A 20,708-nucleotide genomic window follows, 5' to 3' on the forward strand; every position below is an offset into this window, starting at 1 on the left:
TCACGGTAACGACGCCCGGGTTCGCCCTGGTGCATCGAAGTGCTAATATATGACTAATAGCGACCGACCTCGTTGCGCTGCTTGCGGTTCCGGAGGAGTTCGAGACCGAGGGGAATGAGCGAGACGAGCACGACCAGCGCGATGATGGGCAGCAGGTACTGGTCGATACCGGGAATGCTGGAACCGAGGACGTAGCCGGCGAGCGTGACGCCGATCGACCAGAGCAGGCCGCCGAGGACCTGCCACACCACGAAGGTGCGAGCCGGGACGGCGAGCATTCCGGCGAGCGGGTTCAGGACGGTGCGGACCACGGGGATGAACCGCGCGAGCACGATGGCCTTGGCGTGGCCGTAGCGGCCGAAGAGTTCTTCGGCCCTCGTCAATCCTCGATGGAGGTGCTGGTTGCGAGTCTTGGCCACCAGGGCGCGACCGCCACGCCGTCCGATGAGGAACCCGGTCTGCGCACCCAGGAGCGCACCGGCGACGGAGGCGATCAGCACCAGCGGCAGCGAAAGGTGGACGGCGGCCGTCGCACTCGTCGTGCAGAACAGGCCCGCGGTGAAGAGCAGGGAGTCGCCGGGCAGGAAGAACCCGATCAACAGGCCGGTCTCGGCGAACAGCACGAGGAACACCCCTGCCGCGCCGAGACTCGACAACCACGACGTCGCGCTCAACGGGTTCATCGGTCGGACCGCCTTCCGCCGGCGTGGTCGCCGGTCACATGTTCGACAGCTATGTAGTAGTTCTACACCTAGGTAGTTTTCAGCGGCCGCCGTCCCGGTTCCGCTCAGGGCGCCGTCGCGTTGCCACGCCAGCGCGCCAGGGCGTGCTCCCACAGCCGTGCCCGGTGCTTGTCCAGCAGGTGACGGCTGATCAGGTAGGTCGCGCCCAGCGCGGCGAGCGCAGCCGATTCCCACAGCACGCCGCCGAGCACGGCTGTGATGAACACCTCCGGGCCGCTCAGCGGCGGGGCGACCTGCCGGCCCGCCTGATCCGTCCACACCTGGACGTGCTTCGGCACGACCGGACCGGCACCCAGCTGAACGACACCACGCCGGGGCTGACCGTTCGGCGCGCTCCAGACCGCCGTGACCGACCTCAGGTCGGCCACCCCGCTCCCGCTGCCCTGCGCCCGGCCGGCGGGCACGGGGATGTCGGGCCGGAGGTTCGCGGCAACCAGGTGCCGCGAGTGGGCTTGCGCGGCCGCCGCGGCCGCGAGCCGGCCGTAGTCCGCCGCGGAAAGCACGCCGACGACCGCGATCGACACGGCCGCCAGCAGTCCCAGCACGACGATGACCCACGCCTCCAACCGGTCGGGCAGCCGGCCCGACCGGGAGGCGATCGGCTTCACCAGCCGCAGGCGTCTCGGCAACGCACTCGATCCCCGCACAGGCCTCATGACTCCAGGGTGCGCCACGATCCGGACCGAGTCATGGCCGTTAACCGCGGCTTTGCCCGGCCCTGGCACATCATTACCCGGCAGCGGGCCGCCACCGTTCGTCATGAGCGTCCTGGTGCACTGGGGGTGCCCCGGGGTGGCCGTCACCTTTCGCGACACGCGCTAACCTCGCGATAACCTTGGGTTTGGTACACAGGTGCGGCACGACCGTGCGGTGTCCGGTCGCGCCCGTTTGCTTGAGTCCATAGTAGACATTCGTGGACGAATCCGGCTGAACCATTCAGGTTTTTCCGCCGTGTGCCGTGGTGAGGTGGCGACCTGAAAGGAGGGGCTGATGCCCCACTTGCGTACGTCCGGACGGCACCGCAAACCGGCGACGATCGGACTCGTCGCCCTGCTGGGCGTCGCGGGGGCGACCGCGACGGCGATCGCCCTGAGCAGCCCGGCGAGCAATGCGGCAACGGAGAACTGCACCGCACTGGACACGGCGATGCAGAACAACCTCAGCTTCATCGCCAGCCAGCAGGCGGCGCCGGACGCCCAGTCCACGGCCCGCATCGCCGACCGCACGGCCGTGGTCGGCCAGATCCAGCAGCAGCGACAGGCCAAGGGCTGTCAGGGGAAGGTAGCGGCGAGCCAGGCGGCGGTCGACTGCGCCGCGGTCGCCGGAGCCGCCGACGGCAGTGCGGTGGCCGATCAGCAGGGTATGGCGGGCCAGGCCAACGGGGCCGGTCAGAACGGCGCGGGCCAGCAGCACGGCACGGCCCGGAACGGCATGACCGGCAAGAACGGCGCGGCAAGCAAGAACGGCATGGCTCACAAGAACGGGATGGCGAACCAGAACGGCATGACCGGACAGCAGGACGCGGCCGGTCAGAACCAGGCAGCCGCGGGCGGCCAGGCCTGCGCGGTCGTCCAGCAGTGCGTGGCTCAGCAAGCCATGGCCGCGGACGCCAACGGCATGGCGCAGCAGAACGCGATGACCGGCCAAGCTGCAGCCGCAGCCCAGAACGGCATGGCTGACCAGCAGAGCATGAACAACCAGAACGGCATGGCCGACCAGCAGGGCATGGCGAATCAGACCCAAGCCGCCGACCAGAACGGGATGGCTCAGAACGGCACCGCCGACCCGAGCGCGACGGCCGATCCGACCGCGGCTGCCGCCCAGGACGCGACAGCCGGCCAGGACTGCGCGGCCATCCTGGCCTGCGTCGCCCAGGCCGACCCCAACGCGGCAGCCGGCCAGCAGGGCATGGCCACCGGCCAGACCGGGGCGGCCGACCAGAACGGGGCCACCGGACAGAACGGCGCCGGACAGAACGGGAAGGCGAAGCACAAGGCGAAGACCAAGGCCAACGCCGGTCAGCAGGCCGCGGACCAAGCTGCGGCGGATCAGGCGGCGACCATCGCGGCCGACTGCGTCGCCGCGGCGGCCGCCAACGGTGCCCAGGCAACCGGCGCGCAGACCACCGACACGCAGGCCGCAGACACCCAAGGCGCCCAGGCTACCGGCACCCAGGCCGCCGGTAGCCAGGACTCGGCGGCGAGCAACGTCGTCTGTCCCGGCTCCACCGTCACGCTCTCCGGTGACGCGGGTTCGCCTGCGGCGTCCAGCAACCAGTTCCCGGTCGGCACCATGCTGAAGGTCACGAACCTCGACAATGCCAAGTCCATTACGGTGCCGGTGACCTCGACATCCGGAAGCTGCGCGCTGCTGAACAACTCCGCGTTCAACCGGATCCACGAACCCGGCAAGCAACTGATCCGCAACGCGAAGATCCAGAAGGTCGGCTGACAACCTGGCTGGGGTGTGTGTCAGCGGAAGGTCGACGCACACCCCGGCCGTCAGCCCAGAGCCGGCAGCACCCCGGTCCCTTCCTCGCGAACCACCTGCAGCGCCGGCGGGTTCAGGCCGAGCAGCCGCAGGATCGTCGGCGCGACCTCCATCGTCGCCACGGCGCGGCGATCACTAGGCCGTCGGCGAGGCCGGGGACACCCAGGTACCAGCTGGTGGGCCACGCCACCAGCGCGACGGTCCGCAGCGTCCCGCATGGCCACCATTGTCCGGCGTGCGAGGTTAACGGACCTTAGCCCGCAGGGAACCGGTCACTGACCGCCGTCCCCCTAGCTTGGCTTTCGTGGCTTCCCCGTCGTCGACAGAGCGAGGCGCCGGTCTCGGCGTCCGGCGCCCGCTCCTGACCGCGGCGCTCGCGGCACTCGTGTTCCTGGCGCTGCTCGCGTCGGCGAGCGATGCCCTGCCCTGGGCCAGAGGCTTCGACCTCGATGCCCATTCGTGGCTGGTGTCGCACCGGTCCGCGGCACTCGCCTCCGTCGCCGCGGTGATCACCTCGACGGCGTCCTCCGCGTTCACCGCCCCGCTCGTGTTCGTGGTCGCCGCCGCGCTCACCCGGGGATACCTCCGCGCCCGGCTCGTCCGCGCCGGGCTCGTCCTCGCCGTGATGTTGTCCGCCGTGCTGTGCCGCTACGGGATTTCCGAGCTGATCGCCCGCCCACGTCCACCCACGGCGGATTGGGTGGTCCAGGCCGGCGGCCTCTCCTTTCCGTCGGGGCACACTTCCGACGGCGCGCTCGCCGCGGGCCTGATCGCCTGGCTGGTCGTACGCCGGTTCACCGGCCGAGTCACGACGTGCGTGGTGTGGCTGCTCGCGGCCGCGTACGCCCTGCTGATCGCCTGGACCCGCGTCTACCTCGGGGTGCACTGGCCCACCGATGTCCTCGGCAGCTTGGCGTTCGCCACGGCCTGGCTGTCCGGTTCCCTCGTGCTGCAGCGGCTCGAAGAGCGCGAGACGAGCATCTGACGCAGAAAGGTCCTCATGCCTGCAATGACCACGGCCCGCATCGCCGTCGCGGCGGTCGCGGCGGCGGTGCTCACCGCCTGCTCCGGAAGCCCGGCGCCCACAACGGCTCCGGCCTCGAGTCCGGCCTCGAGTCCGGCTTCGGGAGGCGAGCCCTCCGGCGGCACCACCGCGACGGAGGTCAACCCCGCCGGCGACATCCCCGACAACCAGGCCTACGTGCCCTTCACCCCGCCCGGCGGCGGCTTCACCGTCAAGATCCCGGAGGGCTGGGCCTCCTCGACGGCGGGCGACACGACGACCTTCACCGACAAGCTGAACCAGGTCCAGGTGACCTCGTCCCGCAGCGCGGCCGCGCCGACGACGACGTCGGTGACCGCGACGGACGTCCCGGCGCTCAAGGCCAAGACCCCGAACTTCGCCATGGGTCAGGTCTCGACGGTTTCCCGCGCCGCCGGCCAGGCGACTCTCCTGACTTACCAGGGCGATTCGGCACCGAACCCCGTCACCGGGAAGGTCGTCCGTGACGCGTTCGAGCGCTACAGCTTCTTCCGAGCCGGGACCCGCGTCGACCTGACGCTGTCGGGTCCGACCAACGCCGACAACGTCGACCCCTGGCGCACCGTCACCGATTCCCTGAGCTGGTCGTGATGACGATCCCCGACTGGTCCACGCCGGCGCTGGACGCTCGCGACCTCTACCGCTTCTTCCGCACCGGCGACGACGAAACGCTGGCCCTGCGCGGCGTTTCGCTCACCGTTGCCCGCGGCGAGACCGTCGCGGTGGTCGGGCCCTCGGGCTCGGGGAAGTCGACGCTCCTGGCCTGTCTGGCCGGCCTGGACGAGCCGGCGGGCGGCAGCGTCGAAGTCGCCGGGGAACGGATCAGCCACCGTCCCGAGGCCGTCCGTGCGAAGATTCGCGCCCACCGGATCGGGGTGCTGCTGCAGTCCCGCAACCTGCTGCCGCACCTCGACGTGCGGGGCAACGTCCGGCTGGCCCGCCGAGCGTGGCGCCACAGCGGCTTCCGCCCTTCGGTGGACGAACTGCTGGAACGAGTCGGACTCCGCGAGCGCGGGCGGGCGACGCCCGCGCAGCTCTCCGGCGGCGAACTCGCCCGGGCCGGGCTCGCCGTCGCGCTGGCCAACAATCCCGACGTGCTGCTGGCCGACGAGCCGACCGGCGAACTCGACGGGTACACCGAGCAACAGATCCTCGAGCTGCTCCGCGACCACGCCGCCCAGGGGGCGGGTCTGCTGGTCGTCACCCACAGCGCCGAAGTCGTGGCGATCGCCGACCGGGTGGTCACCATCCAGGACGGCGAGGTGGCGGCATGACCGCCGAACCGCTGGTCGTCTGCGACGCCGTGGCCCGCACGTTCGGCAGCGGGGCGGCCGCGGTCGTCGCCGTCCACGGCTCCAGCTGCAGTGTCCACAGTGGAGCGCGGATCGCCATCGCCGGGCCGTCCGGCTCGGGGAAGTCGACGCTGCTGCACCTGATGGCCGGGCTGGAGCGCCCCACCCACGGCACCGTCTCGTGGCCGGGTCTCGACCCGGCCCGGCCGCGCACCAGCGACATCGGCGTCGTCTTCCAGAGCCCCAGCCTGGTCCCGAACCTGGACGTCAGCGAGAACACCGGCCTGCCCCTCGTCATCGACGGCGTCGACGACCCCGAACGGGCCCAGCGCGTGTCCGAAGCGCTCGCCCTGGTCGGCGTCGACGACCTGGCCACCAAACTGCCCGAGGAGATCTCGGGCGGCCAGGCCCAGCGGGTGGCCGTCGCCCGGGTGCTCGCGCAACGGCCGCGGCTCCTGCTCGCCGACGAACCCACCGGGCAGCTCGACCGCGCCGCCGGACAGCGGCTGCTGGACGCGCTGCTGGCCGCCACCGAACACCTGGGCGCCGCGCTCGTCGTCACCACCCACGACCGGGCCGTCATCGAGCGGCTGGACACCCACTGGACCATGCACGAAGGCAGACTCCGCACCGTCGCGACCCGGACGGTGACATCGTGATCGGCCTGTGGCTGGGCGGCCTGCTGCGCCGGCGCGCGGGCCGCCTGCTGGCCACCGCCCCCGGTATCGCGCTCGCGGTCGCGCTGATCGCCGCCCTGGGCTCGTTCCTCGCCTCGTCCCAAGCCACGATGACCGCCCGCGCGCTGCGGTCGGTCGCCGTCGACTGGCAGGTCGAGGTCCAGCCGGGCGGCGACGCCGGGGCCGTGCTGAACCGGCTGGAGAGCCTGCCGGGCACCGCGGCCGTCCGCACCGTCCACTTCGGACGCACCAGCGGGCTGCTCGCCACCACCGGCGGCACCACCCAGACCACCGGCCCCGGCGTCGTCCTGGGGATTCCGCCCGGCTACGCGGCCGCCTTCCCGGACCAGATCCGGCAGCTCAGCGGCTCCCCCGACGGCGTGCTCATCGCCCAGCAGACCGCGGCCAACCTGCACGTCCAGCCCGGCGACCAGGTCACGATCGGCCTGCCGGGCGGCACCACGCCGCAGCCGGTCACCGTCGCCGGTGTCGTCGACCTGCCGCAGGCCGACTCGCTCTTCCAGAAGGTCGGCGCGCCCGCGCAGACGCAGCCGTCCGCACCGCCGGACAATGTCCTCCTCCTGCCCGAAGCCACCTTCGCGGCAGTGACGAGCCGCAGCGCCCCGGCGCCGGTCACCCAGTTCCACGTCGCCCGGGACGCACCCGCGTCCCCGGACCCCGCCACCGCGTACCAGGGCGAGATCGCCGCCGCACACAACTTCGAAGCCCAGGTTGCCGGAGCGGCACTGGTCGGCAACAACGTCGGCGCCGCCCTCGACGCCGCACGCAGCGACGCCGCCTACGCGCAGATGCTGTTCCTGTTCCTCGGTCTTCCCGGCGTCGTCCTCGCCGCGCTGCTGACCAGTGCGCTCGTCGAAGCCGGCGGAGACCGGCGACGCGCCGAGCAGGCCCTTCTGCGCACCCGCGGGCACACACCGCGGACGGTCGCCGCCATCGCGGTCACCGAAGCCGCGTTCGTCGCGGTGCTCGGCGGAGCCGCCGGGCTGGCCGTCGCCGCGCTGGCCGGGCAGCTCGCCTTCGGTCCGGCGCCGGAAGGACAGACCGCCGCGGCCACGGATTCGTGGTACGCGATCGCCTTCGCCGCCGGACTGCTGATCACCACTCTCGCCGTGCTGGTCCCCGCCGTCACCGGCCTGCGAGGGCGGACGGTTTCCCAGGCCCGGCAGGTGATCGGCGCCCCACGCTCGCCGTGGTGGGCCAAGGCGGGCATCGACGTTCTGCTCATCGCGGCCGCGCTGGTCGTGTTCTGGGCGTCCGGCAGCAACGACTACTCGCTCGTGCTGGCCCCGGAAGGCGTGCCGACCATCTCGGTGTCCTACTGGGCCTTCCTGGGCCCGGCGCTGCTGTGGCTCGGGGCGGCAGCCCTGCTGTGGCGGCTCACCACGATCGTGCTCCGGCACGGTCGAACCCCGCTGCGCCGGATTTTGCGGCCCCTGTCCGGCCGGCTGGCGGGGCCCGGTGCGGCCGGGATCTCCCGGCAACGCCGGCCGCTCGCCCGCGCGATCGTGCTCCTCGCGCTGGCGTTGTCGTTCGCCGCGTCGACTGCGGTCTTCAACAGCACCTACCAGCAACAGGCCGAGGCCGACGCGCAGCTGACCAACGGCGCCGACGTCGCCGTCACCGAACCGCCCGCCGCCCAGGTCTCCCCCGCCGCCGGGGACCAGCTGCGGAGCGTCCCCGGCGTGTGGCACGTCGAGCCCGTCCAGCACCGGTTCGCCTACGTCGGCGCCGACCTGCAGGACCTCTACGGCGTCCGCCCCGGCAGCATCCGGGACGTCACCGCCTTGCCGGACACCTACTTCCAGGGCGGCAGCGCCGCGGACCTGATGGCGACCGTCGCACGGCAGCCCGACGCGATCCTCGTCAGCGCCGAAACGGTCAAGGACTTCCAGCTCAACCCCGGCGACCTGATCAACCTCCGCGTCCAGGACGCCCGGACCAAGGCCCTGCGGACCGTGCCGTTCCACTACAGCGGAATCGTCAAGGAGTTCCCCACCGCACCCAAGGACAGCTTCTTCGTGGCCAACGCCGCCTATCTCGCGCAGACCACGGGCTCCGACGCCGTCGGCGCGTTCCTGGTCGACACCGGAGGCAGCAACCAGGCAGGAGTGGCCGACGCCGTGCGGGCCCGGCTCGGCACCACCGCGACCGTCACGGACATCACGCAGACCCGCGCGCACGTGGGTTCCAGCCTGACCTCGGTCAACCTGTCCGGGCTCACCCGCTTGGAACTGGCGTTCGCGGTGCTGATCGCCGCCGGCGCCGGCGGGATCGTGCTCGCGGTCGGGCTGGCCGAACGACGCCGTGGTCTCGCGATCATGGCGGTGCTCGGCGCCGGACGCCGGCACCTGCGCGGGCTCGTCCTCGGGGAGGGACTCGTACTGATCGCCGGCGGCCTGCTCGGCGGCGGGCTCATCGCGTGGGGCGTCTCGCAGATGCTCGTCAAGGTCTTGACCGGCGTGTTCGACCCACCGCCGTCGTCGATCGCCGTGCCGTGGACCTACCTCGTGGTGACCGCCGCCGCGGTGGTCGCCGCCGTGGTCCTCGCCGCCGTGACCAGTGCCCGCGCCTCCACCCGGCCCGCCGTGGAGGAACTGCGTGACCTGTGATCACCCGTTCGTGACCCCGGACTTTGCCATTCGCTCACTTCGCATTGGCGGGGTGTGAACCCGGATCTCGTTACGGTGCGCCAAGTCGCACACCGTCCCCGCGAGTCAACCGAGATTGCGAGCCCATGACCTCAGTACGAACTCCCTTGCCCAGCCGCACATTGCTGAACAAGGTGCCGGAAGTCACGCTCTACTTCTGGCTCATCAAGGTGCTGTGCACGACCGTCGGGGAGACGGCGGCCGACTTCCTCAACGTCGACCTGGGCTTCGGGCTGACCGGGGTGTCCGTCGTCACCGGGGTGCTCTTGGCTGTCGTGCTGGTATTCCAGTTCCGCGCGACCCGCTACGTCCCCGGGTTGTACTGGCTCACCGTCGCGATCGTGAGCGTGTTCGGCACCCTGGTCACCGACAACCTCACCGACAACGCGGGGCTGCCGCTGGAAGCGAGCACGATCGTGTTCGGTGTCCTGCTGGCCGTGACCTTTGCCGTCTGGTATGCGTCCGAGAAGACGCTGTCCATCCATTCGATCGTCACCCGCCGGCGCGAAACGTTCTACTGGCTGGCGATCCTGTTCACCTTCGCCCTCGGCACCGCCACCGGTGACCTCATGGCCGAAGTGCTCGGACTCGGCTACCTCGTCACCGGCGCGATCGTCGTGGCCCTGGTCGCCGTCACCGCGATCGCCTGGCGGCTCGGCCTGCACCCGGTCCTCGCCTTCTGGTTCATCTACGTCCTCACCCGGCCCCTCGGCGCCTCACTCGGTGACTACCTCTCCCAGCCGTCGAGCCAGGGCGGACTGGGCCTGGGCGCGACGGTGACCAGCCTGATCTTCGTCGCGGCGATCATCGGCACCGTCGTGTACCTGTCCGCCACGAAGGCCGACGTCATCCCCGGCGCGGCCGCTGTTCCCATCGACGAACCGGTGCGGGGCGGGATGTGGCAGACGGTCGTGTTCCTCGCCGTGATCTTGGCCGCCGGCGGCGTCGGCTACACCCTGCGCACGTCGGCGCTGCAGGACGACAGCCCGCTAGCGCCGGTCGCGGTGCAGCCCGCGCCCGGCGGCGGCCCGGCACAGCCGGTACCGGCCCACACCTCGCCGCTCGGTGACCTCTCGACGTTCCGCGGCATCACCCAGGACACCCTCGACCTGCTCAACAGCGGCAACCAGGCAGGCGCCACGAGCCGCGTCGACGACCTCGAAATCCAATGGGACAACGCCGAAGCCCGGCTGAAGCCCAAGAACAAGACCGAGTGGACGAACGTCGACGGCAAAATCGACAAGGTACTGCGCGAACTCCGGGCCGCGAACCCGGATCAGGCCGGCGAAAAGGACGCGCTCACGGCGTTGCTCGCGACCCTCGGCTGAGCCGCCGGCTCACGGCTTTCCCACCGCAGCACCCGCTCTCGCCCAGGTGGCGCGCAGGTCCGCCGGACAGGTCTGGACCTGCGCGCCGGGAGCGGTGCCGCGGGCGAACGCCATCCTGGACGGCCAGGTCGTGCAGGTACCGGGCTTCGCCTGGATCGCTCGCCCGGACGATGAACGACATGCTCGGCCGCTTGGAGAACGCCGCCGGCCGCCAGCGGCGCTTCGTCGCCGACGCCTCCCACGAACTGCGCAGCCCGCTCGTGGCCATCCGCACCACACTCCAAGTCGGGCTCGCCCACCCCGACCGCGTCCCCTGGCCCGAAATCGCCGAACGGGCCGGGCAGCAATCCGACCGGCTCGAAGCCCTCATCCAGCAACTGTTGTTTCTGGCCAGGGTGGATGTACACCAGCTGACGGCGAGCTCGTCCTCTGGCTGCCACGCCACGAGCCCTGCCCCCGGGGGGTGACCCTCAGTCCCGGCCGAAGCCGTGGTGCTCGGCCCCTTCGCCGTCGAAGCCGTGGAACGCAGCCACGGTCATGGCGGCCACGAAAACTAGCAGCACCAGCGCGATCACCAGCCTCCGCTGCCGCGAACCGGCGGCTCCCCCGCGGGCGAGCAGGGTCCGGATCTCCGCCGCGAGCTGCCGGCCGATCGCTTCGAGGATCGGCCGCCAGCCCCGCGCAGTGGCCGGCGAAGATTCCGGCGCCGGCAGGTCCGCCGTGAGCGCGTCAAGGTCGTGGCGGAACTTCAGGGCGTAGACCCGGGTCATGCGCTCTTCGATCTCGTCCATCGACAGGCGCCCTTCGGCCGCCGCCGTGTGCAAGCGGGCGCGAGTCTGCTCCCGTTCCGCGTCGGAGCAGCGCACCCCGGGCTGCGGGAGAGCTTGTTCGGTGGCTTCGGTCATGCTGCACCTCATCTCGACGTAGGGGCACCGCCGGTGCCGAGGCTAAGGACCCGGCTGCTCGCTACCGGTCAAGGAACGGTTAGCGTGAGGCAAGAACGCCCGGTCGCCGCCGGAAAAACCGGTCGGGTCACCTGCGCCGAGCCGATCACCCCGCAGGCGACCGACGAGTGCCGTCCTCGGCCGCCGCAGCGGGAGGCCCAGGCGCGCGACCAGCGCGGCGAGCCCGAACGCGACCAGGCCGGCGCGGCGGACGGCGAACAGCAGAGCGGCGGCGACTTGGCGCGCTGGCGGACCCACCGGGCTGACCGTCCATGCGTGACGATCCGTGTACGACGCCGACGAAAGCTTGTTCTTCCCAGGAACAGATCCGCGCCGCCGTCCTTCGGGAAGGCGGCGCGGACCGGAACTCGTTACAGGTGATAGAAGTCGCTGTAGTGGTCGGGCGAGTACCAGACCTCGCCGGTGTTCAGGTCGACCACGATCCGGTAGGCGTCCCGGTGCGCCCCGCACGTCCGCGGGTAGACGTCGTACTCCTGGAACGAGTCACCACTGGGCAACTGCCCGTCGTTGTTGTAGTAGGTCCCGCCGGCGAAGTTGCACTGCCCGTTCGGCCAGTCGTACCAGCCCCGGCTGCCCGGATAGCCATCGGACTCCCAGACCGAATTGGCCGACCGAGCGGCAGAGCAGCCGGAGATGGTGCACGAGTCGAAAGTGGACGCGTTCGCCGGCGTGGTGCCCGCCGAGATGCCCAGCGCCGACACGATGACACCGGCCGTGACGCCGAGCCGCTGTGCCCACGACCGTCGGGAACGTTGCCGAGCCTGCACAGATCCTCCCAAGAGAAGTTGATGGTGGGGGTCAACCTCGACGATGAGCGTTTTCTGTCCGCAATCAGACCAGGACATCGTCGCCAAATGTGAATGAACTTCAGTTGGCGCGACGAACGTGGCGCGGATGAGGAGATCAGGCGAGGCCGACGCCGTAGGCGTTCAGGGCCGCGGTGACCGGCTGGAAGTAGTCGGTGGTGCTGTCGCCGCCGGACACGGTGCCCAGCGCCGTGCTGCCGTCGAACAGGGCACCGCCGCTGTCGCCGTGGTCGGAGTAGACGTTCGTCTCGATCAGGCCGTAGACGACGTCGCCGTTGCCGTAGTTGACCGTCTGGTCCAGCGCGGTGACCGTGCCGCAGGTCAGGCCGGTGGTGCGGCCGCTCTTGCAGACCTGCTCACCGACGTAGGCGTCGCCGGCCTGGGTGATGGGCTGGGTGGTGCCGTCGTAGAGGTCGACCGCACCGGGGCCGTCCCCGGAGTCGTTGCGGATCAGGCCGTAGTCGGTGCCCGGAAAGCTCGAATCGACCGAAGGGCCGATCCCCTGCCAGGACGGTCCACCCTGGGTGCAATGTCCCGCGGTGATGATGTACTGCTGGCCGCCGCTGGTGACGTTGAACCCGGCCGAGCAGATGATCGAACCGGTGCTGATCTCGTCGCCGTCGTAGACCTGCGTCGTCAGCGGCTTCGCGGTGTGCTTGACCCGCACCGCGGAGCCGAGCGACGCGATCGCGTCTCGCAACCTCGCCATCCCGGCGCCCTGTGCGGCGTCGGAAATCGTGACGACGACCTGGCGTGTGGTGGGGTCGATGCCCCACGCGGTGTTGGGGACGTCGTGGACGCGGTCGAGGGCGGCTTTCGCGGAGGCGAGCATCGCTGCGCTCGGCGCCGCCGACGCCGGTGCGCCCAAGGCCAACACCGAGGCCGCGGCGATTCCGGCGATGAACAGGATTCTGGGCAGGGACGTGGTCATGAGGCACTCCCAGGTGAACCGGACGGGGACATCCCCAGCGTCGCCGGAGCACCCCCTGGGTCACCACCTACCTCAGTAGGGAATAGTCGGTGATTTGCCCTCACACCGGAGAATCGGACAAGAGCGGACACCGCGATGCTCCCGGCTTCCTGTGGGGACGGTGAGAATCGGCGCCGGACCTTCGTGAGACGTGGTCAGGGAGCGCGGTGCCCTTGGTAGCCGATGATGGATCCGGCGAACCGATCGGCCTCGGCGCACGGGTCCTGGTGCACCGACAGCTTGGGGTTCGTGGCGTCGATGGTGACGGACAGCAGGGTGTCGTCGGCGACGCCGACTTGAACGGTGCAGTGGCCGCCGCGGGCGTCGCGGTGGATGGCGGGGTAGCTGTGCACGTCAGCCGGATCGAAGCCGCCCACTGTGGTCCGGTGCTCGTAGAGGGACTCGAGGCCGCCGCTGCTGGTGTCGACCGACGCCTGGTAGGTCAGGCCGGTCGTATCCGCAGGTACCCAGACGCACCACGGCAGCTTCGTCGTAGCGGGGGCGGCGATGTAATAGCGTGCGAGCTGTTGCGCGTTCACCAATCCGCACGGCTGGGCAACGAAGGCAGTCAGGTCCAGCGGATCGCCGGGGATCGACGGCGAGAGCCGTTGCGGCGCCGCGGGCGGCGACGAGCATCCGGCCACGGCAGCGATCACAACCCCGACGGCGAGCACAACGGAGAAACCTCGCACGGCGACCTCCATCCTGCCCGCGGACTCTTGGCGACAATCCAGGATGGCACGACAGCCGGCAGCGTCACCGCATCCGGCCCGCGCGCGCTCGTCATGTCCACGCGCGGGCCTGGCCGGTGTCACTTGAGGGCTTGGTTGGCTTTCACCGCGAAGTCGTTGGTGTAGGTCTTGGCCAGGTCGATCGTGTGGCCCTTCACGTCGGGGTTGAACGCGGACAGGACGTTGAGGACCGTCTGAGGGCCGTCGCCGGGCATCAGGCCGTCGGTGGTGTAAATGCCCTTTTCGCTCTTCAACGCCGCGACGTAGGCGGCTTTGCCGACGCCCTTGTAGTAGTCCGCCGGCATCTTGTCGGCGATCTCTTCGGGCGTGTGGGTGCTGATCCAGTGCATCGTCCCGACGTAGGCGTTGGCCAGCTTCTGCACGATGTCGGCGTGCTTGGTGACGTAGTCCGTGCTCATGTACAGCGACGACGCCGGGTAGACGCCGCCGAGGGCAGCGCGGGCACCGTCCGCGGTGCGCATGTCGAGCAGGATCTTGGCCTGGCCGGTGTTGATGAGGGCGGACACCGTGGGTTCGGTCGTCATGCCGCAGTCGATGTTCTTGTGCTGCATGGCCGCGATGAAGGTGTTGCCGGCCTGGACACCGCTTTCGTGGATCTGATCGACGGGCACGCCGTTGCGGACGGCGAGGAAGCGGGTGAGGAAGTCGGTGGACGAGCCGATGTCGGTCACGCCGAGGCTGCGGCCCTTCCAGTCGGCCGGTGACTTGATCTGGCCGGCGACGTCGGAGCGGCACAGCTCCACTTCACCGGGAACCTGCAGCATCTGCACCACCGCTTCGGTGGCCTTCCCCTTGCCCTGCAGGTCGATGTTGTGGTCGTAGAAGCCCACGACCCCGTCGATCTTGCCGGCGATCATGTCGTTTTCGGCGTTGACCCCGGCCGGTTCGTCCTCGAGATGAACCTCGAGCCCCTGCTGTTGGTAGAGGCCGAGTTGCTGGGCGAGCATCGCGGGCAGGTAGATCTGCTTGTCCAGGCCGCCGACCATGATCGTCACGACCGGCTGGCCCTGGGTGTTGGTGGTCGAGCCGGGCGAGCTGCCGCAGGCAGTCACGGTCACGGCGAGCGCGGCGCCCGCGCCGAGCGCGAGCAGTTTTCGGGAAAGCATGGACGGAACTCCTTCGTTCACGGTTTTTCAGAGTCCGGCCGCGTCGGTGGACAGCGCCGGGGGTCGCCAGGACAGCAGGCGGTTTTCCAGGAGGGTGATGAGCCCTTCGGCGATCAGCGCCACGACGGCGATGATCAGCATGGCCGCGAAGACGCCGTTGGGGTTGAAGGTGCCTTGGGCCTGCCGGATCAGCAGGCCCAGCCCCTGGTCCGCGCCGAGGAACTCCCCGACGATCGCGCCGATCAGCGCGAAGCCGAAGCTGACGTGCATGCTCGCGATGATCCAGGTGACCGCCGAGGGCAGCACCACCTGACGCGTGACCTGACCGCGCGAGGCGCCCAGGATCCGCACGTTCGCGATGAGGTTGCGGTCGACCTCCCGAGCGCCCTGGAAGGCGTTGAAGAACACCGCGAAGAACACCAGGACGACCGCCAGCATGACCTTCGAGCTCAGGCCGAGACCCAGCCACACGACGAAGATCGAGCCGAGCACGATCCGCGGGATGGAGTTCATGATCTTGATGTAGGGGCCGAAGATCTCGGCGAGCACCCGGATGCGGCCGAGGGCGATGCCGAGCACGATGCCCAGCACGACACCGATCGCGAAGCCCAGCACGGCTTCCTCCAGGGTGACCCACGCCTGGGTCCACAACGGACCGACGGAGGTGCCGTGCTGGGCCCAGTCGACGATCTGTGCCACCACCTGGCTGGGCTGGCCGAAGAAGAACGGGTCGACGATCCCGGCGCCGGCCGCGAGCTGCCAGCCACCGACCACGATGACGGCGACGGCAAGCCTGGCGGCGTAGACGAACCAGCGGCGCCTGGTGGCGGCGGCCTTCCTGGCCTCGGTCACCGTGTTCCTCGTGGGCTGTTCGGCGATGTTCATCGTGTCCCTCCCGACGGTGGTCATGCGGCGCTCGTCTGCCGCTGGTACGCCAGCTGCACCTCGTCGCGCAGGGACTCCCAGATCCGCTGGTAGAGCTCGACGAAGTGGGCGTCGAACCGGATCTCCTGCACGGTGCGCGGGCGGGGCAGGTCGACCGGGAACACCGCCTTGACCGTGGCCGGCCCGGCGGTCAGCACCACGACCTTGTCGGCGAGCGCGATCGCTTCTTCCAGGTCGTGGGTGACGAAGACGACCGAAGGCCGCGTCAACTCCCACAGGGCGAGCAGCTCGTCGGACATGATGGAGCGGGTCTGCACGTCCAGCGCGGAAAACGGCTCGTCCATCAGCAGGATGCGCGGCTCGTTGATCAGGCTCTGGGCGAGCGCGACCCGCTTGCGCATGCCTCCGGAAAGCTGGTGGGGATAGCGGTCCTCGAAGCCGGACAACCCGACGCGGCGCAGCCAGTCCCGGGCCCGCTCATGGGCGTCCTTCTTGGACAGACCGTGGAACAGTGGCCCGGCGGCCACGTTCGCCAGCACGTTCTTCCACGGCAGCACGGCGTCGTTCTGGAACACGAAGCCGATCCCGTCGCCGATGCCGCCGACCGGCGCGCCGTCCACCAGCACCTGTCCCTCGGTGACGGCTTCGAGACCGGAGATGAGGGTCAGCGTGGTCGACTTGCCGCAGCCGGTCGGCCCGACCACGGCGCAGAACTCCCCGGCGCCGATCTCCAGGTCGAGGTCCCGCAGCGCGGTGTAGTCCCCGCCGGCCGGGGTCGCGAACCGCTTGGTGACGTTACGCAGCACGATCGCGGGTGGTGAGCTGGTCATCGATCACTCCTTCGTGGATGACCGGTCACGGTAGGCAGCGGCAGCCGGCATCGACAGCCTTGTGCTGCTTTGCCGGATAAACAGCGAAAGTGCAGGTTCTGCTCGTTCTGCTCGGTCCACGCCTGGAGCGAACGGGTCCGATGAGGGACACTCACCTGAACCAACCGGGGGTCACGGAGAGGAACCGCGGTGCGCCGACCCCACACGCTGTCGTCCCTGATCCTCACCTACGTGCTCGCCATCCTGGTCATCACGATGAGCCTCGGTTTCGGCCTCTACACCCGGCTCAGCGGCCGCTTCCTCGACGAGGACACCGAGCACGAGGCGCTCGCGATCGCCCAGGCGGTCGCCGCCGACGAGAGTGTCCGCACCGCGATGGCCGCCGGCGACCCCGGCCACGTCGTCGCCCGGCTGGCCGAGCAGGTGCGCGCCGCCGACGACGCCGCCTACGTCGTGGTGGTCGACCGCGCCGGCATCCGCCATTCCCACCCCAACCCGGCGCTCATCGGGCAACTCCTCGACAACCCGGCAGGCGCGCTGGACGGGCAGACCCACGTCGGCATCGACGAAGGCACCCTCGGCCCGTCCGCCAACGGCAAAGCCCCCATGCGCGCCGCGGACGGCACACTGCTCGGCGCGGTCTCCGTCGGAATCCTGGAGAGCACCGTGTCACGCCGGCTGTGGTCGGAGATCCCGCTGCTGGGTCTCTACACCGGCGGCGCCCTCGCCGTCGGGGTCGTGGTGTCGCTCTTCCTGGCGCGCCGGCTCAAGCGCATGACGTTCGGCCTGGAACTGGACGACCTGGCCGGGCTGCTGCAGGAACGGGAGGCCATGCTGCACGGCATCCGGGAAGGGGTCGTCGCCTTCGACCCGCACGGGCGGCTGAGCATGATCAACGACGAGGCCCGGCGGCTGCTGAAGCTCCGGCACGCCACGATCGGCGTCACCCTCGACGACCTGCTGCCCGACGGCAGGTTGCACGACGTGCTCGCCGGCACCGACGCCGGAGCCGACCAGGTCGTGCTGACCGACGAGTTCCTGCTGATGGTCAACCGGATGCCGGTCCGGCTCGGCGGGCGGGACGTCGGTTCCGTGGTGACCTTGCGAGACCGCACCGAGCTGGAAGGCCTGCTCCGCGAACTCGACAGCGTCACCGGGCTGACCGACGCGCTGCGCGCGCAGCAGCACGAGTTCTCCAACCGGCTGCACGTATTGTCCGTACTGGTCGGCATGGGCGAGCACGAGGAAGCGATGTCCTATCTGGACGAGCTCACCACCACCAGCACGAGCCAGGCCGAACAGCTGCGGGCCCAGCTCACCCCGGCCGCGCTGGCCGCGCTGCTGCTCGCGAAGATCACCATCGCGGCCGAACGGGACATCCTGCTCACCGTGACCGCGGACTCCCGGCTGGAAGACCCCGGACCCGATCCCCGGGCACTCCTCACGATCGTCGGCAACCTCGTCGACAACGCGCTGGACGCGGTGGCCGAGTCGCCCGCGCCGCGGCACATCACCGTACGGCTGCGAGACGATGCCGACGTCATCACGATCGACGTCACCGACAGCGGTCCCGGAATCGCCGCCGACGACACCGAACGCGTGTTCGCCGACGGCTACACCACCAAACCGGCGCGGGCCGGGGTACGCCGCGGCCTCGGCCTGGCGCTCGTGCACCGGCTGGTGACCCGGCTGGGCGGCACGATCACCTGCACTCCCGGGCCCGGCGGCGCCTTCACGACCTGCCTGCCCACCACCCGGCCGGCGGTCCGGGCATGATCAGGACCCTGATCGTCGACGACGACTACCGGATCGCGAAGGCACACGCCTCGAGCATCCGCCGGATCGAACCGTTCGTCCCCGTCGGCGAAGCCCACTCCCTCGCCGAGGCGCGAGCGATGGTCCGCACGACGCACCCCGACCTGCTGCTGCTCGACCTCTACCTGCCCGACGGCAACGGCCTGGATCTCATCAGCGGACTGCGCGGAGATCATCATCAACCCGACTTCATCGTGATCACCGCGGCCCGCGACATCGACAGCGTGCGCCGCGCCATCCGCCTGGGCGCGGTCTACTACCTCGTGAAGCCGTTCGGCTTCGCACAGCTACGCGAAGAACTGACCGCCTACCAGCGCCTCCGAGACGGGCTCAGCGAAGCAGACGTCGCCAACCAAGAGACCGTCGACGCGCTCTACGGACTCCTGCGCGGCCCCGCCAAACGCGCCGGCGAACGGCGGCTGCCGACCACAATGGCCCAAGTCCTCACCACCGTACGAGAGTCGGTCGAACCCCTGTCGGCCACCGGCGTCGCCGAGCGCCTGGGCATCAGCCGGGCAACCGCACAACGCTACCTCGCGGACCTGGTCCGCCGCGGCCTGGCAGACCTGTCCCTCAACTACGGCACGGCCGGCCGGCCCGAACACCGGTACCACGCCACAACCTGACAACGTGCACCTCAGTGGCCGATCGAAGGCATTGCCAACGGCACGGCCGCAATCACCAACGGGACCGCCGGGCGCCTAGGCCCGCGAAACGGTGCCGGACCCAGCCGTGACGATGATCTGGTCCAGAAACGCGCTCCCCGGCCCGCAGTTCGCCCTCGCGTCGACCTCGGCGATCGTGACGGTCAGCGTGAACGTGCCCTTGATCCCCCGATACGCGCCGGTGCCCGAGCCCGCCACGATCGGCGTCGGCGCGGTCGCGCTCACGGTGCCGGAACAAGTGGTGCGGTCGGGCGGAAAAGTGCTCATCACGGCGGCGACATGGCGATCGAGTTCGACCACGTCGAGCCGGAAAGATCCCTGCGACAGCGTCAGTTCGAGGCCACCGTCGTGATCGGGACTGACCGCACCGTTCGCGTCGACGCTCACTGCCGCACCGAAATCGCCGATCCCTCCGGTCAGGACCACAGTCGACGCCGCGCCGTCGTTGTCGGTGTAGTCGACCAAGTTCACGGCGCTGCCCGAATCGGGCGGCCGGCCAGTGGTGACCTTCCCGGACGAGGCGCCGTCCGCCGACGAGACGCACAGCCCCAGCATCACCGCCGGCAGCACCGCGAACACCGGCACTGATCGGATACGTCGCATGTCACTCCCCCATTGCGAGACGGGTCGGCGGCCGAACGACCGTCCTGCCCCGGCTCCGGCGCCCACCGGTCCAGTATGCGACGCCGAAGAGACCGTGCCATCGGGGTTTTCCCGGATCCACCACAACGCTTGACGAGGTGACGTGCACGTCAGCGAGTTTCACCCGCGCCGAGGCGCGTGACGTCCCTACGGGTGACCGAGAGATACCCGACGAACGCGAGAATCGCGACCAGCAGAGCGAGACTGACCGGCCCGGTGCCGAGGTCGAGTCCGCCGCGGCCGGCGGGGACGCCCATCCAGTCCGCGAACGACGCGCCCAGCGGGCGGGTCAGGACGTAGGCGAACCAGAAAGCGAAGACGGCGTTCAGCCCGAGCCATCGACGCGCCAGCGGCGGCAGGGCGATCAGCACCGCGAAGGCCATCCCCGAGCCGAGATACCCCAGGTGCAGCGTCGTCGCCGTGAGGTCGCCCGCCGCCGTGCCGAGCGCGAAGGTGGTGACGACCGCGAGCCAGTAGAACAGTTCCCGGCGGAACGTGGTGATGCTGTGGATCGCCAGCGTCTTCTCGGTCGCATACCAGACCCCGAAAACCGCGGCCAGCGCGACAGCGAAGAACACCGTTGAAACGGCGTAAGGAATACCGAAACCGACATGCAGGACATCGGCCGCCATGGTGCCGAAGACACTCACCAGCACGACAGCCAGCCAATACAACCAGGCGACGTAGGCCCGGGCCCGGAACTGCGCGACCAGCGCGATCACCAGACCCGCACCGGCGATACCGACGGCGATCACCGGGTCCATCAGGTGGGCCAGGAAGTCCGATGTGGTCTCGCCCATGCCCGTGGTGAGGACCTTGACGATCCAGAAGTACACCGTCACTTCCGGAACCTTGGCGGCCACCCGGCGCGGTGCCGCCGGGGAATCGTCGAGCCGGAGCTGCCCAGTTGTCATGGCGGAATCCTGGCACACGGCCACATCGGCCGATCCACGACCCGAGAGTTTCCCTATTTCACCATTTGCCGAGTTTGCCGGATCCTTTCATGCGAATGAATTTGCCCGTCGGCCACG

21 protein-coding genes are annotated in these 20,708 nt (G+C 70.0%); 10 read left to right on the forward strand and 11 right to left on the reverse strand.

From position 1 onward, the window contains the following. Nucleotides 1–53 precede the first annotated feature (53 nt). Together OG738_RS37945 and OG738_RS37950 are read right to left on the reverse strand one after the other, a co-directional pair. Nucleotides 54–683, reverse strand: coding sequence for a DedA family protein (locus OG738_RS37945; RefSeq protein WP_329048279.1), 630 nt, complete (start codon nt 681–683; stop codon nt 54–56). A 104-nt stretch (nt 684–787) separates the two neighbouring features. Further along, nucleotides 788–1,399: an Rv1733c family protein gene (locus OG738_RS37950; RefSeq protein ID WP_329048280.1), complete on the reverse strand. Its 612-nt coding sequence runs from the start codon at nt 1,397–1,399 to the stop codon at nt 788–790. A 334-nt stretch (nt 1,400–1,733) separates the two neighbouring features. On the opposite strand from OG738_RS37950, the gene OG738_RS37955 reads away from it, so the two are divergent. From OG738_RS37955 to OG738_RS37990, 8 genes are all read left to right on the forward strand, one after another. After that, the gene (locus OG738_RS37955; RefSeq protein WP_329048282.1) at nt 1,734–3,194 is read left to right on the forward strand and encodes a hypothetical protein; all 1,461 of its coding nucleotides are present in this window, start codon (nt 1,734–1,736) and stop codon (nt 3,192–3,194) included. Between the two features lie 343 nt (nt 3,195–3,537). After that, complete coding sequence (locus OG738_RS37960) at nt 3,538–4,218, forward strand: phosphatase PAP2 family protein (protein ID WP_329048283.1); 681 nt, start codon at nt 3,538–3,540, stop codon at nt 4,216–4,218. A gap of 24 nt (nt 4,219–4,242) precedes the next feature. Further along, nucleotides 4,243–4,866 (forward strand): hypothetical protein, encoded by a 624-nt coding sequence (locus tag OG738_RS37965; protein WP_329048284.1) that lies wholly within the window; start codon nt 4,243–4,245, stop codon nt 4,864–4,866. After that, nucleotides 4,866–5,549 (forward strand): ABC transporter ATP-binding protein, encoded by a 684-nt coding sequence (locus OG738_RS37970; RefSeq protein WP_329048285.1) that lies wholly within the window; start codon nt 4,866–4,868, stop codon nt 5,547–5,549. Before OG738_RS37965 ends, OG738_RS37970 begins: the two co-directional genes overlap by 1 nt. Then, complete coding sequence (locus OG738_RS37975; protein ID WP_329048286.1) at nt 5,546–6,226, forward strand: ABC transporter ATP-binding protein; 681 nt, start codon at nt 5,546–5,548, stop codon at nt 6,224–6,226. Before OG738_RS37970 ends, OG738_RS37975 begins: the two co-directional genes overlap by 4 nt. After that, nucleotides 6,223–8,874, forward strand: a complete 2,652-nt coding sequence (locus OG738_RS37980) for an ABC transporter permease (RefSeq protein ID WP_329048288.1) — start codon at nt 6,223–6,225, stop codon at nt 8,872–8,874. Before OG738_RS37975 ends, OG738_RS37980 begins: the two co-directional genes overlap by 4 nt. Nucleotides 8,875–8,999: 125 nt before the next feature. Further along, nucleotides 9,000–10,241, forward strand: a complete 1,242-nt coding sequence (locus tag OG738_RS37985; RefSeq protein WP_329048290.1) for a COG4705 family protein — start codon at nt 9,000–9,002, stop codon at nt 10,239–10,241. 170 nt (nt 10,242–10,411) lie between these two features. After that, nucleotides 10,412–10,708: a histidine kinase dimerization/phospho-acceptor domain-containing protein gene (locus OG738_RS37990; RefSeq protein WP_329048293.1), complete on the forward strand. Its 297-nt coding sequence runs from the start codon at nt 10,412–10,414 to the stop codon at nt 10,706–10,708. 3 nt (nt 10,709–10,711) lie between these two features. On the opposite strand, the gene OG738_RS37995 is transcribed toward OG738_RS37990, so the two are convergent. From OG738_RS37995 to OG738_RS38025, 7 genes are all read right to left on the reverse strand, one after another. Then, the gene (locus tag OG738_RS37995) at nt 10,712–11,146 is read right to left on the reverse strand and encodes a DUF1707 SHOCT-like domain-containing protein (RefSeq protein WP_329048295.1); all 435 of its coding nucleotides are present in this window, start codon (nt 11,144–11,146) and stop codon (nt 10,712–10,714) included. A gap of 410 nt (nt 11,147–11,556) precedes the next feature. Then, on the reverse strand, nt 11,557–11,973 hold the full coding sequence (locus OG738_RS38000) for a ribonuclease domain-containing protein (protein ID WP_329048296.1): 417 nt from the start codon (nt 11,971–11,973) through the stop codon (nt 11,557–11,559). 136 nt (nt 11,974–12,109) lie between these two features. Further along, nucleotides 12,110–12,943: a S1 family peptidase gene (locus OG738_RS38005; protein ID WP_329048297.1), complete on the reverse strand. Its 834-nt coding sequence runs from the start codon at nt 12,941–12,943 to the stop codon at nt 12,110–12,112. A 194-nt stretch (nt 12,944–13,137) separates the two neighbouring features. Then, nucleotides 13,138–13,686, reverse strand: a complete 549-nt coding sequence (locus OG738_RS38010; protein WP_329048298.1) for a DUF3558 domain-containing protein — start codon at nt 13,684–13,686, stop codon at nt 13,138–13,140. 107 nt (nt 13,687–13,793) lie between these two features. Continuing rightward, nucleotides 13,794–14,840 (reverse strand): ABC transporter substrate-binding protein, encoded by a 1,047-nt coding sequence (locus OG738_RS38015; protein WP_329048300.1) that lies wholly within the window; start codon nt 14,838–14,840, stop codon nt 13,794–13,796. A gap of 27 nt (nt 14,841–14,867) precedes the next feature. After that, on the reverse strand, nt 14,868–15,749 hold the full coding sequence (locus OG738_RS38020) for an ABC transporter permease (RefSeq protein ID WP_329048303.1): 882 nt from the start codon (nt 15,747–15,749) through the stop codon (nt 14,868–14,870). Further along, a complete protein-coding gene (locus OG738_RS38025) occupies nt 15,746–16,555 on the reverse strand; it encodes an ABC transporter ATP-binding protein (RefSeq protein WP_329048304.1) in 810 nt (269 codons plus the stop codon). The genes OG738_RS38020 and OG738_RS38025 overlap by 4 nt, the downstream gene beginning before the upstream one ends. Before the next feature lie 189 nt (nt 16,556–16,744). Here OG738_RS38025 and OG738_RS38030 point away from each other — a divergent pair, with 189 nt between their 5' ends. Continuing rightward, nucleotides 16,745–18,331: a sensor histidine kinase gene (locus OG738_RS38030; RefSeq protein ID WP_329048305.1), complete on the forward strand. Its 1,587-nt coding sequence runs from the start codon at nt 16,745–16,747 to the stop codon at nt 18,329–18,331. Then, entirely contained in the window at nt 18,328–18,996 is a 669-nt protein-coding gene (locus tag OG738_RS38035) for a response regulator (RefSeq protein WP_329048306.1), read from the forward strand. Before OG738_RS38030 ends, OG738_RS38035 begins: the two co-directional genes overlap by 4 nt. Nucleotides 18,997–19,071: 75 nt before the next feature. Here the strand turns inward: OG738_RS38035 and OG738_RS38040 are convergent, their stop codons facing one another. Continuing rightward, on the reverse strand, nt 19,072–19,614 hold the full coding sequence (locus OG738_RS38040; protein ID WP_329048307.1) for a hypothetical protein: 543 nt from the start codon (nt 19,612–19,614) through the stop codon (nt 19,072–19,074). A gap of 173 nt (nt 19,615–19,787) precedes the next feature. Next, nucleotides 19,788–20,591 (reverse strand): COG4705 family protein, encoded by an 804-nt coding sequence (locus tag OG738_RS38045; protein WP_329048308.1) that lies wholly within the window; start codon nt 20,589–20,591, stop codon nt 19,788–19,790. Between the last annotated feature and the right edge of the window lie 117 nt (nt 20,592–20,708).

Origin of the sequence: Amycolatopsis sp. NBC_01488 (genome assembly GCF_036227105.1) — a bacterium.
Classification (GTDB): domain Bacteria; phylum Actinomycetota; class Actinomycetes; order Mycobacteriales; family Pseudonocardiaceae; genus Amycolatopsis.